General features: G+C 71.0%; 17 protein-coding genes. 7 read left to right on the forward strand and 10 right to left on the reverse strand.

Annotated features, from left to right (window positions below; all coding sequences use genetic code 11):
- Positions 1–6 precede the first annotated feature (6 nt).
- Entirely contained in the window at positions 7–651 is a 645-nt protein-coding gene (locus OG866_RS37710; RefSeq protein WP_329341798.1) for a TetR family transcriptional regulator, read from the reverse strand.
- A 172-nt stretch (positions 652–823) separates the two neighbouring features.
- On the opposite strand from OG866_RS37710, the gene OG866_RS37715 reads away from it, so the two are divergent.
- Positions 824–2,050 carry an acyl-CoA dehydrogenase family protein gene (locus OG866_RS37715; RefSeq protein ID WP_329341800.1) on the forward strand — a complete coding sequence of 409 codons (1,227 nt, stop codon included), beginning with the start codon at positions 824–826 and terminating at the stop codon, positions 2,048–2,050.
- Positions 2,051–2,107: 57 nt separating this feature from the next.
- Here OG866_RS37715 and OG866_RS37720 read toward each other — a convergent pair whose 3' ends face one another.
- The 8 genes from OG866_RS37720 to OG866_RS37755 form a co-directional block, all read right to left on the reverse strand.
- Positions 2,108–2,629 carry a cupin domain-containing protein gene (locus OG866_RS37720; RefSeq protein WP_329344477.1) on the reverse strand — a complete coding sequence of 174 codons (522 nt, stop codon included), beginning with the start codon at positions 2,627–2,629 and terminating at the stop codon, positions 2,108–2,110.
- On the reverse strand, positions 2,626–3,840 hold the full coding sequence (locus tag OG866_RS37725) for a cytochrome P450 (protein ID WP_329341801.1): 1,215 nt from the start codon (positions 3,838–3,840) through the stop codon (positions 2,626–2,628). Before OG866_RS37725 ends, OG866_RS37720 begins: the two co-directional genes overlap by 4 nt.
- Position 3,841: 1 nt before the next feature.
- Complete coding sequence (locus tag OG866_RS37730; RefSeq protein WP_329344480.1) at positions 3,842–4,927, reverse strand: type III polyketide synthase; 1,086 nt, start codon at positions 4,925–4,927, stop codon at positions 3,842–3,844.
- Between the two features lie 103 nt (positions 4,928–5,030).
- Positions 5,031–5,267 (reverse strand): DUF6213 family protein, encoded by a 237-nt coding sequence (locus tag OG866_RS37735; protein WP_329341803.1) that lies wholly within the window; start codon positions 5,265–5,267, stop codon positions 5,031–5,033.
- 25 nt (positions 5,268–5,292) lie between these two features.
- Positions 5,293–6,678, reverse strand: a complete 1,386-nt coding sequence (locus OG866_RS37740; RefSeq protein WP_329341805.1) for an NADP-dependent succinic semialdehyde dehydrogenase — start codon at positions 6,676–6,678, stop codon at positions 5,293–5,295.
- A 67-nt stretch (positions 6,679–6,745) separates the two neighbouring features.
- Complete coding sequence (locus tag OG866_RS37745) at positions 6,746–7,207, reverse strand: NUDIX domain-containing protein (protein ID WP_329341806.1); 462 nt, start codon at positions 7,205–7,207, stop codon at positions 6,746–6,748.
- On the reverse strand, positions 7,204–8,742 hold the full coding sequence (locus OG866_RS37750; RefSeq protein ID WP_329341808.1) for an ATP-dependent DNA ligase: 1,539 nt from the start codon (positions 8,740–8,742) through the stop codon (positions 7,204–7,206). Before OG866_RS37750 ends, OG866_RS37745 begins: the two co-directional genes overlap by 4 nt.
- A 101-nt stretch (positions 8,743–8,843) precedes the next feature.
- On the reverse strand, positions 8,844–9,761 hold the full coding sequence (locus OG866_RS37755; RefSeq protein WP_329341809.1) for an NAD(P)/FAD-dependent oxidoreductase: 918 nt from the start codon (positions 9,759–9,761) through the stop codon (positions 8,844–8,846).
- A gap of 64 nt (positions 9,762–9,825) precedes the next feature.
- On the opposite strand from OG866_RS37755, the gene OG866_RS37760 reads away from it, so the two are divergent.
- The 6 genes from OG866_RS37760 to OG866_RS37785 all read left to right on the forward strand — a co-directional run bounded on the left by OG866_RS37760 (position 9,826) and on the right by OG866_RS37785 (position 15,116).
- Positions 9,826–10,407 (forward strand): helix-turn-helix domain-containing protein, encoded by a 582-nt coding sequence (locus tag OG866_RS37760; protein WP_329341811.1) that lies wholly within the window; start codon positions 9,826–9,828, stop codon positions 10,405–10,407.
- Positions 10,408–10,525: 118 nt separating this feature from the next.
- Complete coding sequence (locus OG866_RS37765; RefSeq protein WP_329341813.1) at positions 10,526–11,503, forward strand: NADPH:quinone oxidoreductase family protein; 978 nt, start codon at positions 10,526–10,528, stop codon at positions 11,501–11,503.
- Positions 11,500–12,684, forward strand: a complete 1,185-nt coding sequence (locus tag OG866_RS37770) for an acyl-CoA dehydrogenase family protein (RefSeq protein ID WP_329341814.1) — start codon at positions 11,500–11,502, stop codon at positions 12,682–12,684. Before OG866_RS37765 ends, OG866_RS37770 begins: the two co-directional genes overlap by 4 nt.
- Positions 12,681–13,754, forward strand: coding sequence for an acyl-CoA dehydrogenase family protein (locus OG866_RS37775; protein ID WP_329341815.1), 1,074 nt, complete (start codon positions 12,681–12,683; stop codon positions 13,752–13,754). Before OG866_RS37770 ends, OG866_RS37775 begins: the two co-directional genes overlap by 4 nt.
- A 192-nt stretch (positions 13,755–13,946) precedes the next feature.
- The gene (locus tag OG866_RS37780; protein ID WP_329341816.1) at positions 13,947–14,804 is read left to right on the forward strand and encodes a phosphatidylinositol-specific phospholipase C/glycerophosphodiester phosphodiesterase family protein; all 858 of its coding nucleotides are present in this window, start codon (positions 13,947–13,949) and stop codon (positions 14,802–14,804) included.
- A 117-nt stretch (positions 14,805–14,921) separates the two neighbouring features.
- Positions 14,922–15,116 carry a hypothetical protein gene (locus tag OG866_RS37785; protein ID WP_329341817.1) on the forward strand — a complete coding sequence of 65 codons (195 nt, stop codon included), beginning with the start codon at positions 14,922–14,924 and terminating at the stop codon, positions 15,114–15,116.
- Positions 15,117–15,130: 14 nt separating this feature from the next.
- Here the strand turns inward: OG866_RS37785 and OG866_RS37790 are convergent, their stop codons facing one another.
- Positions 15,131–16,372 (reverse strand): phosphodiester glycosidase family protein, encoded by a 1,242-nt coding sequence (locus OG866_RS37790; RefSeq protein WP_443063603.1) that lies wholly within the window; start codon positions 16,370–16,372, stop codon positions 15,131–15,133.
- Positions 16,373–16,377 lie beyond the last annotated feature (5 nt).

The following is a 16,377-nucleotide window of genomic DNA, read 5'->3' on the forward strand; positions in this document are numbered from 1 at the left end:
CGACGGTCAGAACCCCGGACCGCCCACCTTGTCCCCCGCCGCAGCCAGCCGCCCCCACAACAGGTCGGCCAAACTCTCCACCAACTCGGCCCGGGAACAAGGCCGTTCGCCCAGCCACCAGTCACCGGCCGCATGCATCATCCCGACGATCCCATGCCCCCACACCCGAGCCAACTGCTGGCTGCCGGGCCCGAGATCCAGCCGCTCCTCGATGACCTGAGCCAGTTCCTCGCCCATCCTGCGGAGCAACGGCGCGCTGTGCTTGCCGACATCGAACCCCTGGTCGCCGACCTGACCCCCCTCCGCGGGATGCATCAGGAACCGGTACACCTGAGGCCGCGCCTCGATCGCCGCGAGGTAGGTGTCGAGCGTGGCCGCGACCCGCTCCCGCCGATCCGCGGGCGCGTCCAGCGCGGCCCGCAGAGAATCCAGCAGCGCATCGGTATGCCGCGTGGCCAACGCCGCGTAAAGTCCCCCCTTGTCACCGAAGTGACGGTAGAGGATCGGCTTGGTGATGCCCGCTTCCGCGGCGATCGCGTTCATGGAGGCATGGGGTCCGTCACGCAGGACCACCCTGTCCGCGGCCTCCAGCAGCTCGCGCCGACGGCGGTCGGCGGACCTCTGCTGATCGGTCCGCTGCGTGGTGTCCATGAGCTCTCCCCACCCGTGCTGATTCGGTGACGCCTGCGCAAACTAACACCCACCATGCACCATGCATCGAACGGGCTGCCGAGGGGCCATCAGGAGTTGACTTTTCCTACCGGTCGGTAACAGACTCGGGTTACCGCTAGTAACATGCATTTGCGCCGCCGCTGGAGGGGACATGGCCGAGTTCACCATGGAGCTCAACGACGAACAGAAGGAGGTCCGGGACTGGCTGCACGGCTTCGCGGCCGATGTGATCCGCCCCGCGGCCGCCGAATGGGACGAGCGTGAGGAAACTCCCTGGCCAGTCATCCAGGAGGCCGCCAAGGTCGGCATCTACTCGCTCGACTTCTACGCCCAGCAGTACTTCGACTCCACCGGCCTCGGCATCCCCATGGCGATGGAGGAGCTGTTCTGGGGCGACGCGGGCATCGCGCTGTCGATCGTCGGCACCGGCCTCGCCGCTGTCGGCGTCCTCGCCAACGGCACCGAGGAGCAGATCGGCACCTGGATCCCGCAGATGTACGGCGACGCCAACGACGTCAAGGTCGCGGCGTTCTGCTCCTCCGAGCCCGACGCCGGCTCCGACGTGGCCTCGATGCGCACCCGCGCGGTGTACGACGAGGCCAAGGACGAGTGGGTCCTGAACGGCACGAAGACCTGGGCGACCAACGGCGGCATCGCCAACGTCCACGTCGTCGTCGCGGTCGTCGACTCCGAGCTGGGGTCCAAGGGCCACGCGTCCTTCATCATCCCGCCGAACACGCCCGGCCTGTCCCAGGGCCAGAAGTTCAAGAAGCACGGCATCCGCGCCTCGCACACCGCCGAGGTCGTCCTGGAGAACGTGCGCGTCCCCGGCTCCTGCCTGCTCGGCGGCAAGGAGAAGCTCGACGAGCGCCTCGCCCGGGCCCGGGAGCGGGCGAAGGCGGGCGGCGAGCGCGTGAAGAACGCGGCGATGGCCACGTTCGAGGCATCCCGCCCGGCCGTCGGCGCGATGGCGGTCGGTACCGCCCGGGCCGCCTACGAGGTCGCCCTCGACTACGCCAAGACCCGCGAACAGTTCGGCCGCCCGATCATCGACAACCAGGGCGTCGCCTTCCAGCTCGCCGACATGCGTACGTCCATCGACGCCGCCCGCCTCCTGGTCTGGCGCGCCTCGTGGATGGCGATCAACGGCAAGCAGTTCACCGCCGCCGAGGGCTCGATGTCGAAGCTGTTCGCGAGCGAGACGGCGAAGAAGGTCACCGCCCAGGCGGTCCAGATCCTCGGCGGCAACGGCTACACCCGCGAGTACCCGGTGGAGCGCATGCACCGGGACGCGGCGATCTACACGATCTTTGAGGGCACGAGCGAGATCCAGCGGTTGGTGATTGCTCGGACGCTCTCGGGGATGTCCATCCGGTAGTTCGCGGGCTGCGGGTCGTGGGGGCCGGTCGCGCAGTTCCCCGCGCCCCCAGGTGTCTCACCTGTGCCGGAGTGGAGTGAGTTGCTGGATGTCGTGTCTCGACCTCAACTCCTCGATCGCCTCGTGATCCGGCGGGCCCCCGTCGCTCAGGATCTCCAGCAGCTCCTCGAAGTACCGCTCGTGATCGGGCGGCGGGGACGCCTGGAAGAACATCTTGGCCGGGGAGTCCGTCGGGTTCGCGAACGCGTGCGGGCAGCCCGGGGGTACGACGATCACCGTGCCCGGTGTCGCCCGTACCACCCGGTTGCCCGAACCGGACTCCCAGCGCTGCCAGTTGTCCGGGGTGCGCACCCGTGGTTCGAAGGCGAGCACGTCCAGCTCGCCCTCGAGGACGTAGAACAACTCCTCGCTGCGGGTGTGCACATGGGCGCCCACGTCGAAGCCCGGCGGGACGATCACCTCGAAGGTGGACGCCATGCGCGAGTGCGTGCCGGTCACCTTGAAGGTGACGTGCTGGGCGGGGGTCTGGACCACCCGGCCGTGCCCCGGCGGGACCAGCAGCCCTTCCTGAGCCGTCACCACGTCACCGGGAGCGCCTCGGGACCACGGATCAACGCGCCCTTCCTGAAGGGCACCTGGTCCGCCGGGACCGCCAGCCTCAGGTCCGGCAGCCGGTCCAGGAGCGCGTCCACCAGCAACTCCGACTCCAGCCTGGCCAGCATGCCGCCCGGGCAGTAGTGCGGGCCGAAGCCGAAGGAGACATGCGGGTTGGGGCTGCGGGTGAAGTCGATGGTCTCCGGGAACGGGAAGACGTCCGGGTCACGGTTGGCGGCCAGATACGACACGTAGACCGGGTCGCCGGCCCGGATGCGTACGCCTTGGATGCCCACGTCCTCCAGGGCGATCCGCGACAGGCCCACCGCGTTGCGGTGCGGGATGTAGCGCAGCAGCTCGTCGATGGCCTGCGGGCGGATCGACGGCTCCGTGCGCAGCCGGTCGGCCAGGTCCGGGCGGGTCAGCAGCAGATAGAACATCTGGCCGCTGTTGTTCGTCACCGCCTCACCGCCGATCTGGAGCAGGACGGCGAGACCCACGGCCTCCTCCAGGGTCACCTCGTCCCGGCCCACCGCGGCGCCGAGCAGCGAGGTGACGTCCTCGCCCGTACTGCCCTCCCGCAGCCCGATGAGATCGCCGAAGTAGGCGCCCATCTCCCTCTTGGCCTTCTCGCTGACCTCCTTGCCGTGCGAGGACGAAAGGATCAGCTGGGTCCAGGTGTGCATGACCTGTCGGTCGGCCGCCGGGACACCCATCAGCTCGCAGATCACCGCGATGGGGAACGGGCTCAGCACGGTGGCGGTGAGATCGGCGGGCGGGCCGTCCTGGAGCAGCTCGTCGACCAGCTCGTCCAGCATCCGGCGGGACTTCTCCCGTACCCGCTCCACGCCCCGGGAGGTCAGCGCGGCGGCCACCGTACGACGCAGCCGGGTGTGGTCCGGCGGGTCCAGGAAGCCCACCGCGCCCCGCTCCGGGATGAAGTGCGGGGCGAGCCGGGTGACCGGCTGGTCCATGACGGCCTCCCGGCCGAACCGGGGGTCGTTGGTCACCATCCGTACGTCGTCGTACCGGGTGACCAGCCAGGCCCAGCCCTCGCCGTTGGGCAGCTGGATCCGGGTGACCGGACCCTCCCGCATCAGCTCGGTGAGCACCGGGTCGAAGTCCGTCCCGCTCAGATCGAGAGCCGGCCAGTGCCGGATCGGCGGCAGGATCTCGGTGATCGTCTCTTCGCTCATCTCAGTCCGTCTCGTCCGTGCGCTGCCAGCGGCCCAGGGCCATTTCCGCGGTGATGCCGGGCCCGAACCCGGCGAGCAGCCCGCGCGCCCGGTGGTGCGCCCCGCCCGCGTCGAACAGTCGCCGCAGCGCGTCCAGTACGACGGCGCTGGCGATGTTCCCGTACTCGGTGAGCGTGGCCCGGCTGAACCGGAAGGCGTGCGGGTCGACCTGGAGGAACTTGCTGAGGTCGTCGAGGATGCGGGGCCCGCCCGCGTGGACTATGTAGAAGTCCAGGTCGGAGGCGTCCCAGCCGTGCAGTCCCGCGAGGTCCCGGAGCGCCGGGGCGAGCGGCTCCATGGTGGCGGGCACCCGCTTGTCCAGCTGGAAGTGGAAGCCGGTGGCCCGGACGTCGTACATGATCCACTCTTCGGTCTTGGGGATCAGATACGAACCGTTGCGCTCCAGCGCGATGCCCTCGCCGCCCCGGCCACGCACCACGGCGGCCGCGATGCCGTCGCCGAACAGGCCGTTGGACAGCAGGTTCCCGATGCCGAGGTCGGTGGGCTGGTAGCAGAGCGAGCAGAACTCGCAGGCCACGATGAGCGCGTTGGCCTCGGGGTAGGCGGTGCAGAAGTCGTGCGCCCGGTTGATCGCCGCACCGCCGGCCGCACAGCCCAGCTGGGCTATGGGGATCTGCCGCGTGGTGCAGTCGAAGTCCATCTCGTTGATCAGCCAGGCGGTCAGCGACGGCATCATGAAGCCCGTGCAGGAGACGTAGATGATGACATCGATGTCTGAGGCCAGGACCTCGGCGTCGTCCAGTGCTCGCCGCACCACGGCGGGGACCCGGGCCTTCGCCTCGGCCACATAGACCTTGTTGCGCTCCTCGAAGCCGGGATGCTTCAGGGTCTCCTCGATGGGCTGCACGATGTGCCGGGTGCGGACACCGGTGTTCTCGATCAAGCGGAGCGCCAGCGGCAGTTGGGGATGGTCCGCATGGCGGGAGCGGGCCAGTTCGAGCGTCTCCTCCATCGTGATCACATGCTCCGGAACGGACACCGAGGGTCTGCACAAAGTCGCCATGAACCGTGCCTGCTTTCGCCTCAGAGGGTGGTCCAGTCCACGATCACCCGAGGGGCAGACGACTTCGCGCGGGGTTACTCCGTTTCAGGGACGGGCGGAGTTCCAAACAGGTCCTGGAACAACTGTCTTACGACGCGCTCCCGCTACTGTGCGCGATGCAGGCCACGTCGATGCGATCGGCGAGCTTGGCCAACTCGATGGTCAACGCGGCCACCGTGTCCTCGTCGAGGCCCTCCTCGCCCGCCTCGACAAGATGCAGCCACCGCCCCCCGACCGTGCGCAACAACTTGCTCACATCGGCCGCGGACACCTGCAAGGTGCCCCGGTCGTCGACGATCAGCGGCAGAGTCACTTCACGGTTCACACCGGGGATGTTAGCCGCGCGAGCGTCACGCTCCGTGCCAAACCGTCGTGATGTTGCAGAACTCGCGGATTCCGTGCCCGGACAGCTCACGGCCGTACCCGGACCGCTTCACGCCGCCGAACGGGAACGCCGGATGGGACGCGGTCATCCCGTTGACATACACGGCACCGGCTTCGAGATCCCGTACGAAACGATCGACCTCGGCCTCGTCCCGGGTCCACACGTTCGAACTCAGTCCGAACGGTGAGTCATTGGCGAGCAGCACCGCCTCGTCGAGGTCGCTCACGCGATACAGCGTGGCCACCGGGCCGAAGGCCTCCTCGCGGTGGATGCGCATGTCGCGGGTGAGGTCGGTGAGGACGGTCGGCCGGTAGTACCAGCCGTCCCCGTCCGGCCGCTCGCCCCCGCACAGCACCCGCGCCCCGCTGCGCGTCGCGTCGTCGACGAGCTCCTCCAGGTCCGCGCACCCCTGCTCGGTGGCGAGCGGCCCGACGTCCGTGGCCTCGTCCATCGGGTCGCCGACCGTCAGCTGCTGCATGCCCCGCACGAACTTCTCGGCGAAGGTGTCGTACACGTCGGCGTGCACGATGAACCGCTTGGCGGCGATGCACGACTGCCCGTTGTTCTGCACCCGTGCCGTCACGGCGATCTCGGCCGCGCGGTCGATGTCCGCGGACGGCATCACGACATACGGGTCGCTGCCGCCGAGTTCGAGGACCGTCTTCTTCACCATGTCGCCGCAGGTGGCGGCGACCGAGCGCCCGGCGGGCTCACTGCCTGTGAGCGTGGCCGCCTTGACGCGCTCGTCGCGCAGGATCTCCTCGACCGCGCCGGAGCCGATGAGCAGGGTCTGGAAGACGCCCTCCGAGTAGCCCGCCTGGTGGAACAGGTCCTCCAGGAAGAGGGCGGTCTGGGGGACGTTCGAGGCGTGCTTGAGCAGGCCGACGTTGCCCGCCATCAGCGCGGGGGCGGCGAACCGGATCACCTGCCAGAGCGGGAAGTTCCACGGCATCACCGCGAGCACCGGGCCCAGCGGGCGGTAGCGCACGAGGGCCCGGGACGCGCCGGAGTCCTTCACATCGGCGTCCGCGGGCTCCTCGTCGGCCAGCAGCGACTCGGCGTGCTCGGCGTACCAGCGCATCGCCTTGGCGCACTTGGCGGCCTCGGCGCGGGCCTGCTTGACCGGCTTGCCCATCTCGGTGGTCATGACCCGGCCGATGTCCTGCTGGAGGCCGTCGAGCAGACCGGCCGCCCGGTTCAGCAGCTGGGCGCGTTCGGCGAACGGTGTCGTCCGGTAGGTGCGGAAGGTGGCCTCCGCGAGCTGGAGCCGGCGCTCGATCTCCTCGGCGCCCATGGCTTCGTACGTCTTGAGCGTCTCGCCGTTCGCCGGGTTCACCGTCGCGATGGGCATGACCGACCTCCTGGGGGAGCGGACCTGTGTTTCGACCTTCCCGCGCGGCGGGCCCCGCCGCAACGTGTCAGGGCGAGTGCTCCGCCAGCCGGTCGAGAAACGTGGCCTGCGCCTTGACGATCACCTCGCGGGCCCGCGCGAGGGAGAACCAGGCCACCCGGTCCAGCTCCGGGAACTCCTGCTCCTGCCCGGATTTCGGCGGCCACTCCATGCGGAACGTGCCCGGGACGACGGCCGCGACATCGAGGTCGGCCTCGATCGCCCAGACGGTGACGAGCTTGCCGCCCGACTGCCTGACCTCACCGAGGGGCAGCGCGTCCCCGTCGGGCGGCGGCAGCCCCAGCTCCTCCTGGAACTCACGCCGGGCGGCTTCCCGGGCCGGCTCCTCGTCGGGTTCGTACTCCCCCTTCGGCACGGTCCAGGCCCCGGCCTCGCGGCGCGCGAAGAACGGACCGCCCATGTGACCGAGCAGCACCTCGACGCCGTCGCCGGTGTGCCGGAACAGGAGCAGGCCCGCGCTGGTCCTCATGGCCTCACCTCGGGATGCGCGGCCAGCAGCGTCTCCACCGTGTCCGCCTCCTCAGGCCGCTTGTCCTCGCGGTAGCGGACCACGCGGGCGAAACGGAGGGTGACCCCGGCCGGGTAACGGGTGGACCGTTGCAGACCGTCGTAGGCGATCTCGACGACGAGCTCGGGGCGTACGGTCACCACGTACCCGTCGGTTCCGGTGGCCAGCTCCTGGAGCCGCTCCGTCTGCCAGGTCAGCATCGCGTCGGTCATGCCCTTGAACGTCTTGCCGAGCATCGCGTACGACCCGTCGTCCCGCCGTGCTCCCAGGTGCAGGTTGGAGAGCTTGCCGGTGCGGCGGCCGTGGCCCCACTCGGCGGCCAGGACGACCAGGTCGAGGGTGTGGACGGGCTTGACCTTCAGCCAGGACGCGCCGCGCCGGCCCGCGCTGTAGGGGGCGTCGAGGGACTTCACCACCACGCCCTCATGACCGCGCTCCAGTGTCTCGGCGAGGAAGGACTCCGCCGCGGCGACGTCCTCGGGGCCGGAGACCAACGCCCGGCGCACCCGCATCGGTTCGGGGACGAGCCGGGCCAGTTCCGCGTGCCGCTGGGCGAAGGGGAGGTCGAGGAGGTCGTGGTCGTCGACGGACAGGGCGTCGAAGAAGACGGGGGAGACGGGGACCTGTCCGGCGGCGGTGGCCACGTCCACACGCGAGCCGACCCGGCCGGCCGTCTCCTGGAACGAGCGGGGCCGCCCGGTGGCGTCGAAGGAGATGACCTCACCGTCGAGGATGAAACGCCCGCCCTTCAACTCCTGTGCGGCAAAGGTCACTTCGGGCAGGCGGTCGGTGATGTCGTCGAGGGTGCGGGTGTAGACGCGTACGGTGTCGCCGTCCCGGTGCACCTGGACGCGGATGCCGTCCAGCTTCTCCTCGACCGCGCACGTGCCCAGCTTCCCGACCGCCTCGGCGACCGAGGAGGCGCTGTGCGCCAGCATCGGCAGGACCGGGCGGCCGACGGTGAGACGGAAGCGGTCGAGGGCCCCGGGGCCGTCCGCGAGCAACGCCTCGGCGACCGTCTGGAGGGAGCCGGCGAGCATCACCGCCCGGCGGACGTCCGCGGGCGGCGCCTGTGTGGCCTGGGCGAGGCCCTCGGTGGCGACGGCGTCCAGGGCGCCCTGGCGTACCTCGCCGCTGAGCAGGCCGAGCAGGAAGCGTTGCTCTTCGAGGGTGGACGCGGCCATCAACTCGCCGACCAGTCTTGTCCGTTCAGCCTGCGAGCCGGTGCCTGACACCCTGCCGAGCTCGCTGAGGAGGGCATCTACTTCGTGGACGGTGAGGGTGGGTTCGGTGGCCGGGGTGACCGGGCGGCTCAGTACCTTCCAGCCCACGCCGAGCCGGCCCTGCGGGAGCCGGCCGGCGAGGTACGGGATGACGATCGGCACGTCCGCCGGCTCGGCCTCCCGGAAGAGCTCGGCGAGCAGCGCGGTCTTTTTTGAGCGCGCCGAGGTCGTGGCGACCTGTTGGGACACCTGGGCCAGGCGGGCGAGCAGCATGCATCCAGAGTGCGTCACGCTTCGCCGGGCTACACCTGCAAGATGGGTTGTCTGCCGGCTGCGGTTACGTTGTGGCTGGTCGCGCAGTTCCCCGCGCTCCTTCAGGGCGTTGCGTCGAGGTCGGCCATCAACAGATCGCCGTTGATGACGGCCGCGGCCCGGTATCCGGCGCCGGCCGCGTTGATCACCTGTTCGCCGAAGCCCATCGCGTTGCCCACGGCCCACACGCCGGGGACGGTCGTCTGTCCCGTCGGGTCGACCGTCGGGTACGCGCCGAAGGGGGTCTCCTTCAGTTCGGCGCCGAGCTGCTCCAGCAGGCCGGTCCGCGGCAGCGCGCGCGGCGCCACGAACAGCACCTCGCGGTCGTACGACGTCCCGTCCGTGAGTCGGACACCGGTCAGCCGGTCGTCCTCGATGCGCAGTCTCTCCACCTCACCCGGCACCACCCGGACCCCGGCGGCCCCGAGCCTGCGTACGTCGTCGTCCGACAGATCGGCCTCCTCGACCGTGTGCAGGAAAAACGTCACGTCCTTCGACCACTGGGACACCATCAGCGCCTGGTGCGCGCTCAGTGGGGTCGTCGCCAGGACGCCGAAGGCCTGGTCGCGGACCTCCCAGCCGTGGCAGTACGGGCAGTGCAGGACGTCCTCGCCGAAGCGCTCGGCGACGCCGGGGACCGCGGGGAGCTCGTCCCTGAGGCCCGTCGCGATCACCAGGCGGCGGGCGCGCAGGGTGCGGCCGTTCGCCAGCGTCACGCCGAAGCCCTGGGAGACGTCGACCACCCGGTCCTGGACCAGTTCGACGCCGTACCGGGCGATCTCCTCGCGGCCGATGGCCAGGAACTCGGCCGGGGACATGCCGTCCCGGGTCAGATAGCCCTGCATGTGCGCCGCGGGCGCGTTGCGGGGCTCGCCCGCGTCGACGACCAGGGTGCGGCGCCGGGCCCGGCCCAGGACGAGGGCCGCCGACAGGCCCGCCGCGCCGCCACCGATCACGATCACTTCGTAGGTGTCAGTCATGCCGCCACGGTCGCTCCACGGGTGCGGGATTGACAAATGCCTTTGCTGATTCTGCAATACGGGCATGAGTACCGAAGAAGTCGAAGGCGTTCTCGCGGATGTCGGCCCCCGGCTGCGCCGGATCCGGAAGGAGCGCGAGGTGACCCTCGCCGCGCTGTCCGAGACCACCGGCATCTCCGTCAGCACCCTGTCCCGGCTGGAGTCCGGGCTGCGCAAGCCCAGCCTGGAGCTGCTGCTGCCGATCGCGCAGGCCCACCAGGTGCCGCTGGACGAGCTGGTCGGGACGCCGCCGGTGGGGGATCCGCGGGTGCGGACCGCGCCGCTGGTGCGGCACGGGCGGACCTACTGGCCGCTGACCCGGCAGCCGGGCGGCCTCCAGGCCTACAAGGTGCTGGTGCCGCAGCGGAACGAGGAGCCCGAACCCCGTACCCATGAGGGCTACGAGTGGTTGTACGTGCTGGCGGGGCGGCTGCGGGTGGTGCTCGGTGACCACGACGTGGTGATGAGCGCCGGGGAGGCCGCCGAGTTCGACACCCGGGTGCCGCACTGGTTCGGGTCGACGGGGGAAGGGCCGGCGGAGTTTCTGAGTCTGTTCGGGCCGCAGGGGGAGCGGATGCACGTACGGGCGAAGCCGCGGCGGGCCTGACGCGGGGCCGCGGGAGGTCGTCGCGGTCGTGACGCACGCTACTGTTCCCTGAACGGCAAGCGACCGCTTAGTATGCGACTACCCCAGGTCGTACGACGTAGTCGCGTGGAGGCATCGCATGCAGGCATGGCAAGTGCACGAGAACGGTGAGCCGGGTGAGGTGATGCGGCTCGCGGACATCGAGACGCCCACGCCCGGCGACGGCCAGGTCCTGCTGAAGGTGCGTGCCGCGAACATCAACTTCCCGGACGTACTGATGTGCCGCGGCCACTACCAGGTCAGGCCGCCGCTGCCGTTCACGCCGGGCGTGGAGATCTGCGGCGAGACCGAGGACGGGCGCCGGGTGCTCGCCAACCCCACGCTGCCGTACGGCGGTTTCGCCGAGTACGCCGTCGCGGACGCCGCCGCTCTGCTGCCCGCGCCCGACTCGCTGGACGACGCCGAGGCCGCAGCGCTGCACATCGGCTACCAGACAGGGTGGTTCGGTCTGCACCGGCGGGCCCGGCTGGAGGCCGGTGAGACGCTGCTCGTCCATGCCGCCGCCGGTGGTGTCGGCAGCGCGGCCGTGCAGCTCGGCAAGGCGGCCGGCGCCACCGTCATCGGGGTCGTCGGCGGTGCCGACAAGGCCGCCGTGGCCCGGGAACTGGGCTGCGACGTCGTGATCGACCGGCGTTCCGAGGACGTCATCGCCGCCGTCAAGGAGGCCACCGGCGGGCGGGGCGCCGACGTGATCTACGACCCGGTCGGCGGCGACGCCTACACCCAGTCCACCAAGGTCGTCGCCTTCGAGGGGCGGATCGTGGTCGTCGGCTTCGCGAGCGGGACCATCCCCAGCCCCGGCCTCAACCACGCCCTGGTGAAGAACTACGCGATCCTCGGCCTGCACTGGGGCCTGTACAACACCAAGAACCCGAAGCTGGTCCGGCGCTGCCACGAGCAGCTCACCGAACTCGCCGCCCGGGGCGCCATCAAGCCGCTGGTGAGCGAGCGGGTGCCGCTCGCGGAGGCCGCCGCCGCCGTGCAGCGCGTCGGCGACGGTGTGACCACCGGCCGGGTCACCGTCGTCCCCGCCCTCAGCAAGGGAGCCACCGCATGATCGACGCAGCCGAACTCAAGCGCCGTACAGCGGAGTTGCTGGCCGCCCAGCCGCCCGCCACGACCGACCGGCTGGACTTCCTGCGGGCCCGCTTCGACGCCGGCCTGGCGTGGGTGCACTACCCCGAGGGACTCGGCGGACTCGGTGCCGCGCGCTCCCTCCAGGCCGTCGTGGACGCCGAGCTGGAGGCCGCGGGCGCTCCCGACAACGACCCCCGGCGCAACGGCATCGGCCTCGGCATGGCCGCGCCGACCATCCTCAAGTACGGCACCGAGGAGCAGAAACAGCGCTTCCTGCGGCCCCTGTGGACCGGCGAGGAGGTCTGGTGCCAGCTCTTCAGCGAGCCCGGCGCCGGCTCCGACCTGGCCGGGCTCGGCACCCGGGCCGTCCGGGAGGGCGACGGCGACTGGGTGGTCAACGGGCAGAAGGTGTGGACGTCCAGCGCGCACAACGCCCGCTGGGCCATCCTCATCGCCCGCACCGACCCGGACGTGCCCAAGCACGCGGGCATCACCTACTTCCTGTGCGACATGACCGACCCCGGTGTCGACGTCCGGCCGCTGCGCCAGATCACCGGCGAGGCCGAGTTCAACGAGGTCTTCCTCACCGACGTCCGCATCCCCGACTCCCGTCGCCTCGGCGCGATCGGCGACGGCTGGAAGGTCGCGCAGACCACGCTCAACAACGAGCGCGTCGCCATCGGCGGCATGCGTCTGCCCCGCGAGGGCGGCATGATCGGGCCGGTCTCGAAGACCTGGCGCGAGCGCCCCGAACTACGCACCCACGACCTCCACCAGCGACTGCTCAAGCTCTGGGTCGAGGCCGAGGTCGCCCGCCTCACCGGCGAACGTCTGCGCCAGCAGCTCGCCCTGGGCCAGCCCGGCCCCGAGGGCGCCGGGATGAAGCTCGCCTTCGCCCGCCTCAACCAGGAGATCAGCGGCCTGGAGGTCGAACTCCGCGGCGAGGAAGGCCTGTTGTACGACGACTGGACCATGCGCCGCCCCGAGCTGGTGGACTTCGTCGGCCGGGACGCCGGCTACCGCTACCTCCGCTCCAAGGGAAACAGCATCGAGGGCGGGACCAGCGAGGTCCTGCTGAACATCGTCGCCGAGCGCGTTCTGGGCCTGCCGTCCGAGCCGCGCACCGACAAGGACGTCGCATGGAAGGACCTGGCCCGATGAGCGACCTGCTGTACTCCGAGGAGGAAGAGGCGCTGCGGTCCGCCGTACGGGACCTGCTCGCCGACCACTGCGACGCCCCCGGCGTCATCGCCCGCACCGAGTCGGACACCCCGCACGACCTCGCCGCCTGGAAGGCACTCACCGACGGCATGGGCCTCGCGGGCCTGCTGGTGCCGGAGGCGCAGGGCGGCCAGGGCGCCACCCACCGCGAAGCCGCCGTGGTGCTGGAGGAGTTGGGGCGTGCCGTGGCTCCCGTGCCCTACCTCACCAGCGCCGTCGTCGCCACCGAGGCGCTGCTGGAGGTCGGGGACGAGGCTCTGCTCGCCGAGCTGGCGGCGGGACGGAGGATCGGCGCCCTCGCCGTCGCCCTGAACATCGCCGCGGGCGGCGCCTACAAGGTCGTACGGCACGAAGACGGGTCCCTGCACGGGGAGTTGACCGGTGTCGCGGACGCGGCGGTCGCCGATGTGCTGCTGGTTCCCGCGGACGACGGCGGGCTCTACGCGGTGGACTCCGCCGACGTGACCGTCACCCCGCAGGTGTCCTTCGACCTGACCCGGCCGCTCGCGACCGTGACCCTGGACGGTGCCCCCGGGCGGCTCCTCGGCGACGCCGAGCCCGCCGTGCGCCGCGCCCTGCGGGCCGGGGCCGGTCTGCTCGCCTCCGAGCAACTCGGGGTCGCGGACTGGGTGTTGACCGAGACCGTGCGCTATCTCAAGGAGCGCAAGCAGTTCAACCGTGCCGTCGGCGGTTTCCAGGCGCTCAAGCACCGGCTGGCGCAGGTGTGGCTGGAGGTCGTCAACCTCCGGGCCGCCGCCCGCAACGCCGCCGACGCCCTCGCCACCGATGCGGACGCCGACGTCGCGGTCGCCGTCGCGCAGGCCTACGCGGCACCCGTCGCGGTGCGCGCCGCCGAGGAGGCGCTCCAGCTGCACGCCGGTATCGGCATGACGTGGGAGCACCCGATCCACCTGTACCTGAAGCGGGCCAAGTCCGACTCCATCGCGTTCGGCACCGCGGGCACCCACCGCGCCGCGCTGGCCGAACTGGTGGACCTCCAGGCTCCCTGACGCCGGCTGAAGTCCCCTGGCGTTCACCAGGGAAAGCCCGCCCCACCTGGGGCGGGCTTTTTCGTGCGCTCCCCGCGAGGCCGATGAACAGACGGCGGCACTCCGGCCAACTCCTGTCACGGGCATGCCCATTGGGGTGCGGGCCATCGCATACTCGCCCATGTCTCGTACCGCCCCAAAGGGAGGCAGAGCATGGCCCTCACCACCCGTCGCAGAGCCCTCACCACCATCGGCGCCGCCCTCGCGGGCGCGGTCGCCCTGCCCGCCGCACCGGCCCTCGCGGGCGAACAGAAGCACCGGCCCCGGCCGTTGTGGCGGGCGCACGCCCACAACGACTACGAGCATCCCCGGCCGCTCTTCGACGCCCTCGACCACCGCTTCGGCAGCGTCGAGGCCGACATCTTCCTCGTCGGCGACCAGCTCCTCATCGGGCACACCGTCGACGACCTCGACCCGACCCGCACCCTGGAGTCCCTCTACCTGGACCCGCTCGCCGCCCGGGTGAAGGCCAACCACGGCTCGGTGTACCGCGGTTGGCGCAGGCCGCTCCAGCTGCTCATCGACATCAAGACCGAGGGCTCGTCCACATACCTGGAGCTGGACCGCCATCTTCGGCGCCACAAGCACCTGTTCACCACCTACGCCCACGGCAAGGTGTTCCCCGGGCCGGTCACCGCCGTCATCTCCGGTGACCGCGCCGCCCGTACGCCCATGGAGGCACAGACCGTACGACGCGCCTTCTACGACGGCCGCCTCGCCGACCTCGGCAGCGCGGCACCCGCCTCCTTCATCTCGCTGATCAGCGACAACTGGACCCTCAACTTCACCTGGCAGGGCGTCGGCGCCTTCCCCGACGCCGAACGGCAGAGGCTGCACGGCATCGTCGACGCCGCCCACGCGCGTGGCCGGCAGGTGCGCTTCTGGGCCACCCCGGACCTGGCCGGACCCGCCCGCGACGCGCTGTGGGGCGAACTCCTCGACGCCGGCGTCGACTACCTCAACACCGACGACCTGGCGGGCCTGGAGGCCTTCCTCGACGCCCGAAGATAAGCCGGGAAACCACACGTTCGGCGGACAGGTCAGCCGCCCGGACGAACCCTCCGCTACGCCACACTTACGGCCGAACGCCGTGAACCGGACGGGACGGCGTGGCGGAGGAGGTTGACGATGGCGATTTCCATCTCAGTGGTGCTGCTGCTCCTGGTCCTGGCGGTGATCTTCCTGCGCAACGGCGGGCTGAAGGTCTCCCACGCCCTGGTGTGCGCGCTGCTCGGATTCTTTCTGGCCGGCACGAGCATCGCGCCCACCATCAGCAGCGGTCTGACGGCCACCGCGGACATCGTCAGCAGCCTCAGACCATAAGGACAAGCTGGGGCTCAGCCGGCCGAGAAGACCCCGATGCCGTTGGGGACGGGGCGTTCCGCGCCGCCGGTGGGGTGGTTGCGGACCGTCACCGAGGTCGCCCCGGGGGCGCGGGCGACCAGCGTCGACGAGCCGCCGCCGTCAAGACTGAAGCCGTCGACGGCGCCCAAGTCGCGTAGGGTGTCCGCTACTTCGGCGATCGTCAGACCGGTGCGGTACGGCGCCGCCCCGTCCACCGCGAGCAGCAGCACCCGCCGGCCGCCGGCCGAGACACCCACCGCGGTCCGCACCGCCGAGGTCGTCGCGTCCAGCCCGGGCAGCGGCACCCGGTCCCTCAGGACCGGATAGCCGCCGACGGCGAAGCGGTACGGGATCCGGCTCGTGGTCGCCACCAGCCGCTGCCGCACCCGCACGAGTTCGCCCACGGACAGCTTCCGCAACTGCTGCGCGCCCTCTTCCCGGCCGACGAGGACGGTCGTCCCGGCGGCGATGGGACCGCTGCCCGGAGTGTCGGCCGCCGCCACCACCTTGCCCCGGCGGAGCGTCACCTCGTAGGTGTCCGTGCTGCACGGGGCGGCTCGGTCGGTGTCCGTGCCGCAGCTGGCGCGCAGCCGGGAGACTCCACCCCAGGCGCTGGTGAAGGCGCCGACCGAACCCACCGGCAGGGCGTACTGGTTGAGCCCGCCCAGCGGCAGCTCGTATTCCCCGGTGTCGACGGTCCCGGTCAGGGTCAGGGCGTCGAACCGGACCCGGCGGTCCACGCCCATGCCGAGCACGTCACGGGTCGAGGTGCCCGGTGGCAGCGCGGGGCCGAACCGCTGGCCGTCCGGTACCGCCGCCTTGAGCGTGTGCCCGCTCGCGATCGCCGGTCCCACACTCGCCCCGGTCGCCTCGACGCCGGGGTGCTGGGTCTCGGTGATGTTGAAGAAGTCGCCGTTGACCCCGGACACCGCGCCCTGGGCGTCGGCCAGTTGGGAGACCGGCGCCCGCGCGGCCACCGCACCGGGATACAGCAGGTCCAGGCGCACCTTGGGATCGCGCAGGTCGGCCCGGATCACATGGATGTGCGTCGGGCCCTTGGCCGCCTGGATGTCGTACTCCTGGTACGTGACACCCGAAGCGACCGGCACGGCGTCGTCCTGCACGGCACCGGCCGGTGCCGCCCCCATCAGGGCCGCACCGGCCAGCGTGCCGAATGCCGTGAGAAACGTCAGTACCCGTCTGCCCGCCCGGAACCCTGCTCGACGATGCGTCACAGTCC

The sequence above is a fragment of the Streptomyces sp. NBC_00663 genome, from assembly GCF_036226885.1.
Classification (GTDB): domain Bacteria; phylum Actinomycetota; class Actinomycetes; order Streptomycetales; family Streptomycetaceae; genus Streptomyces.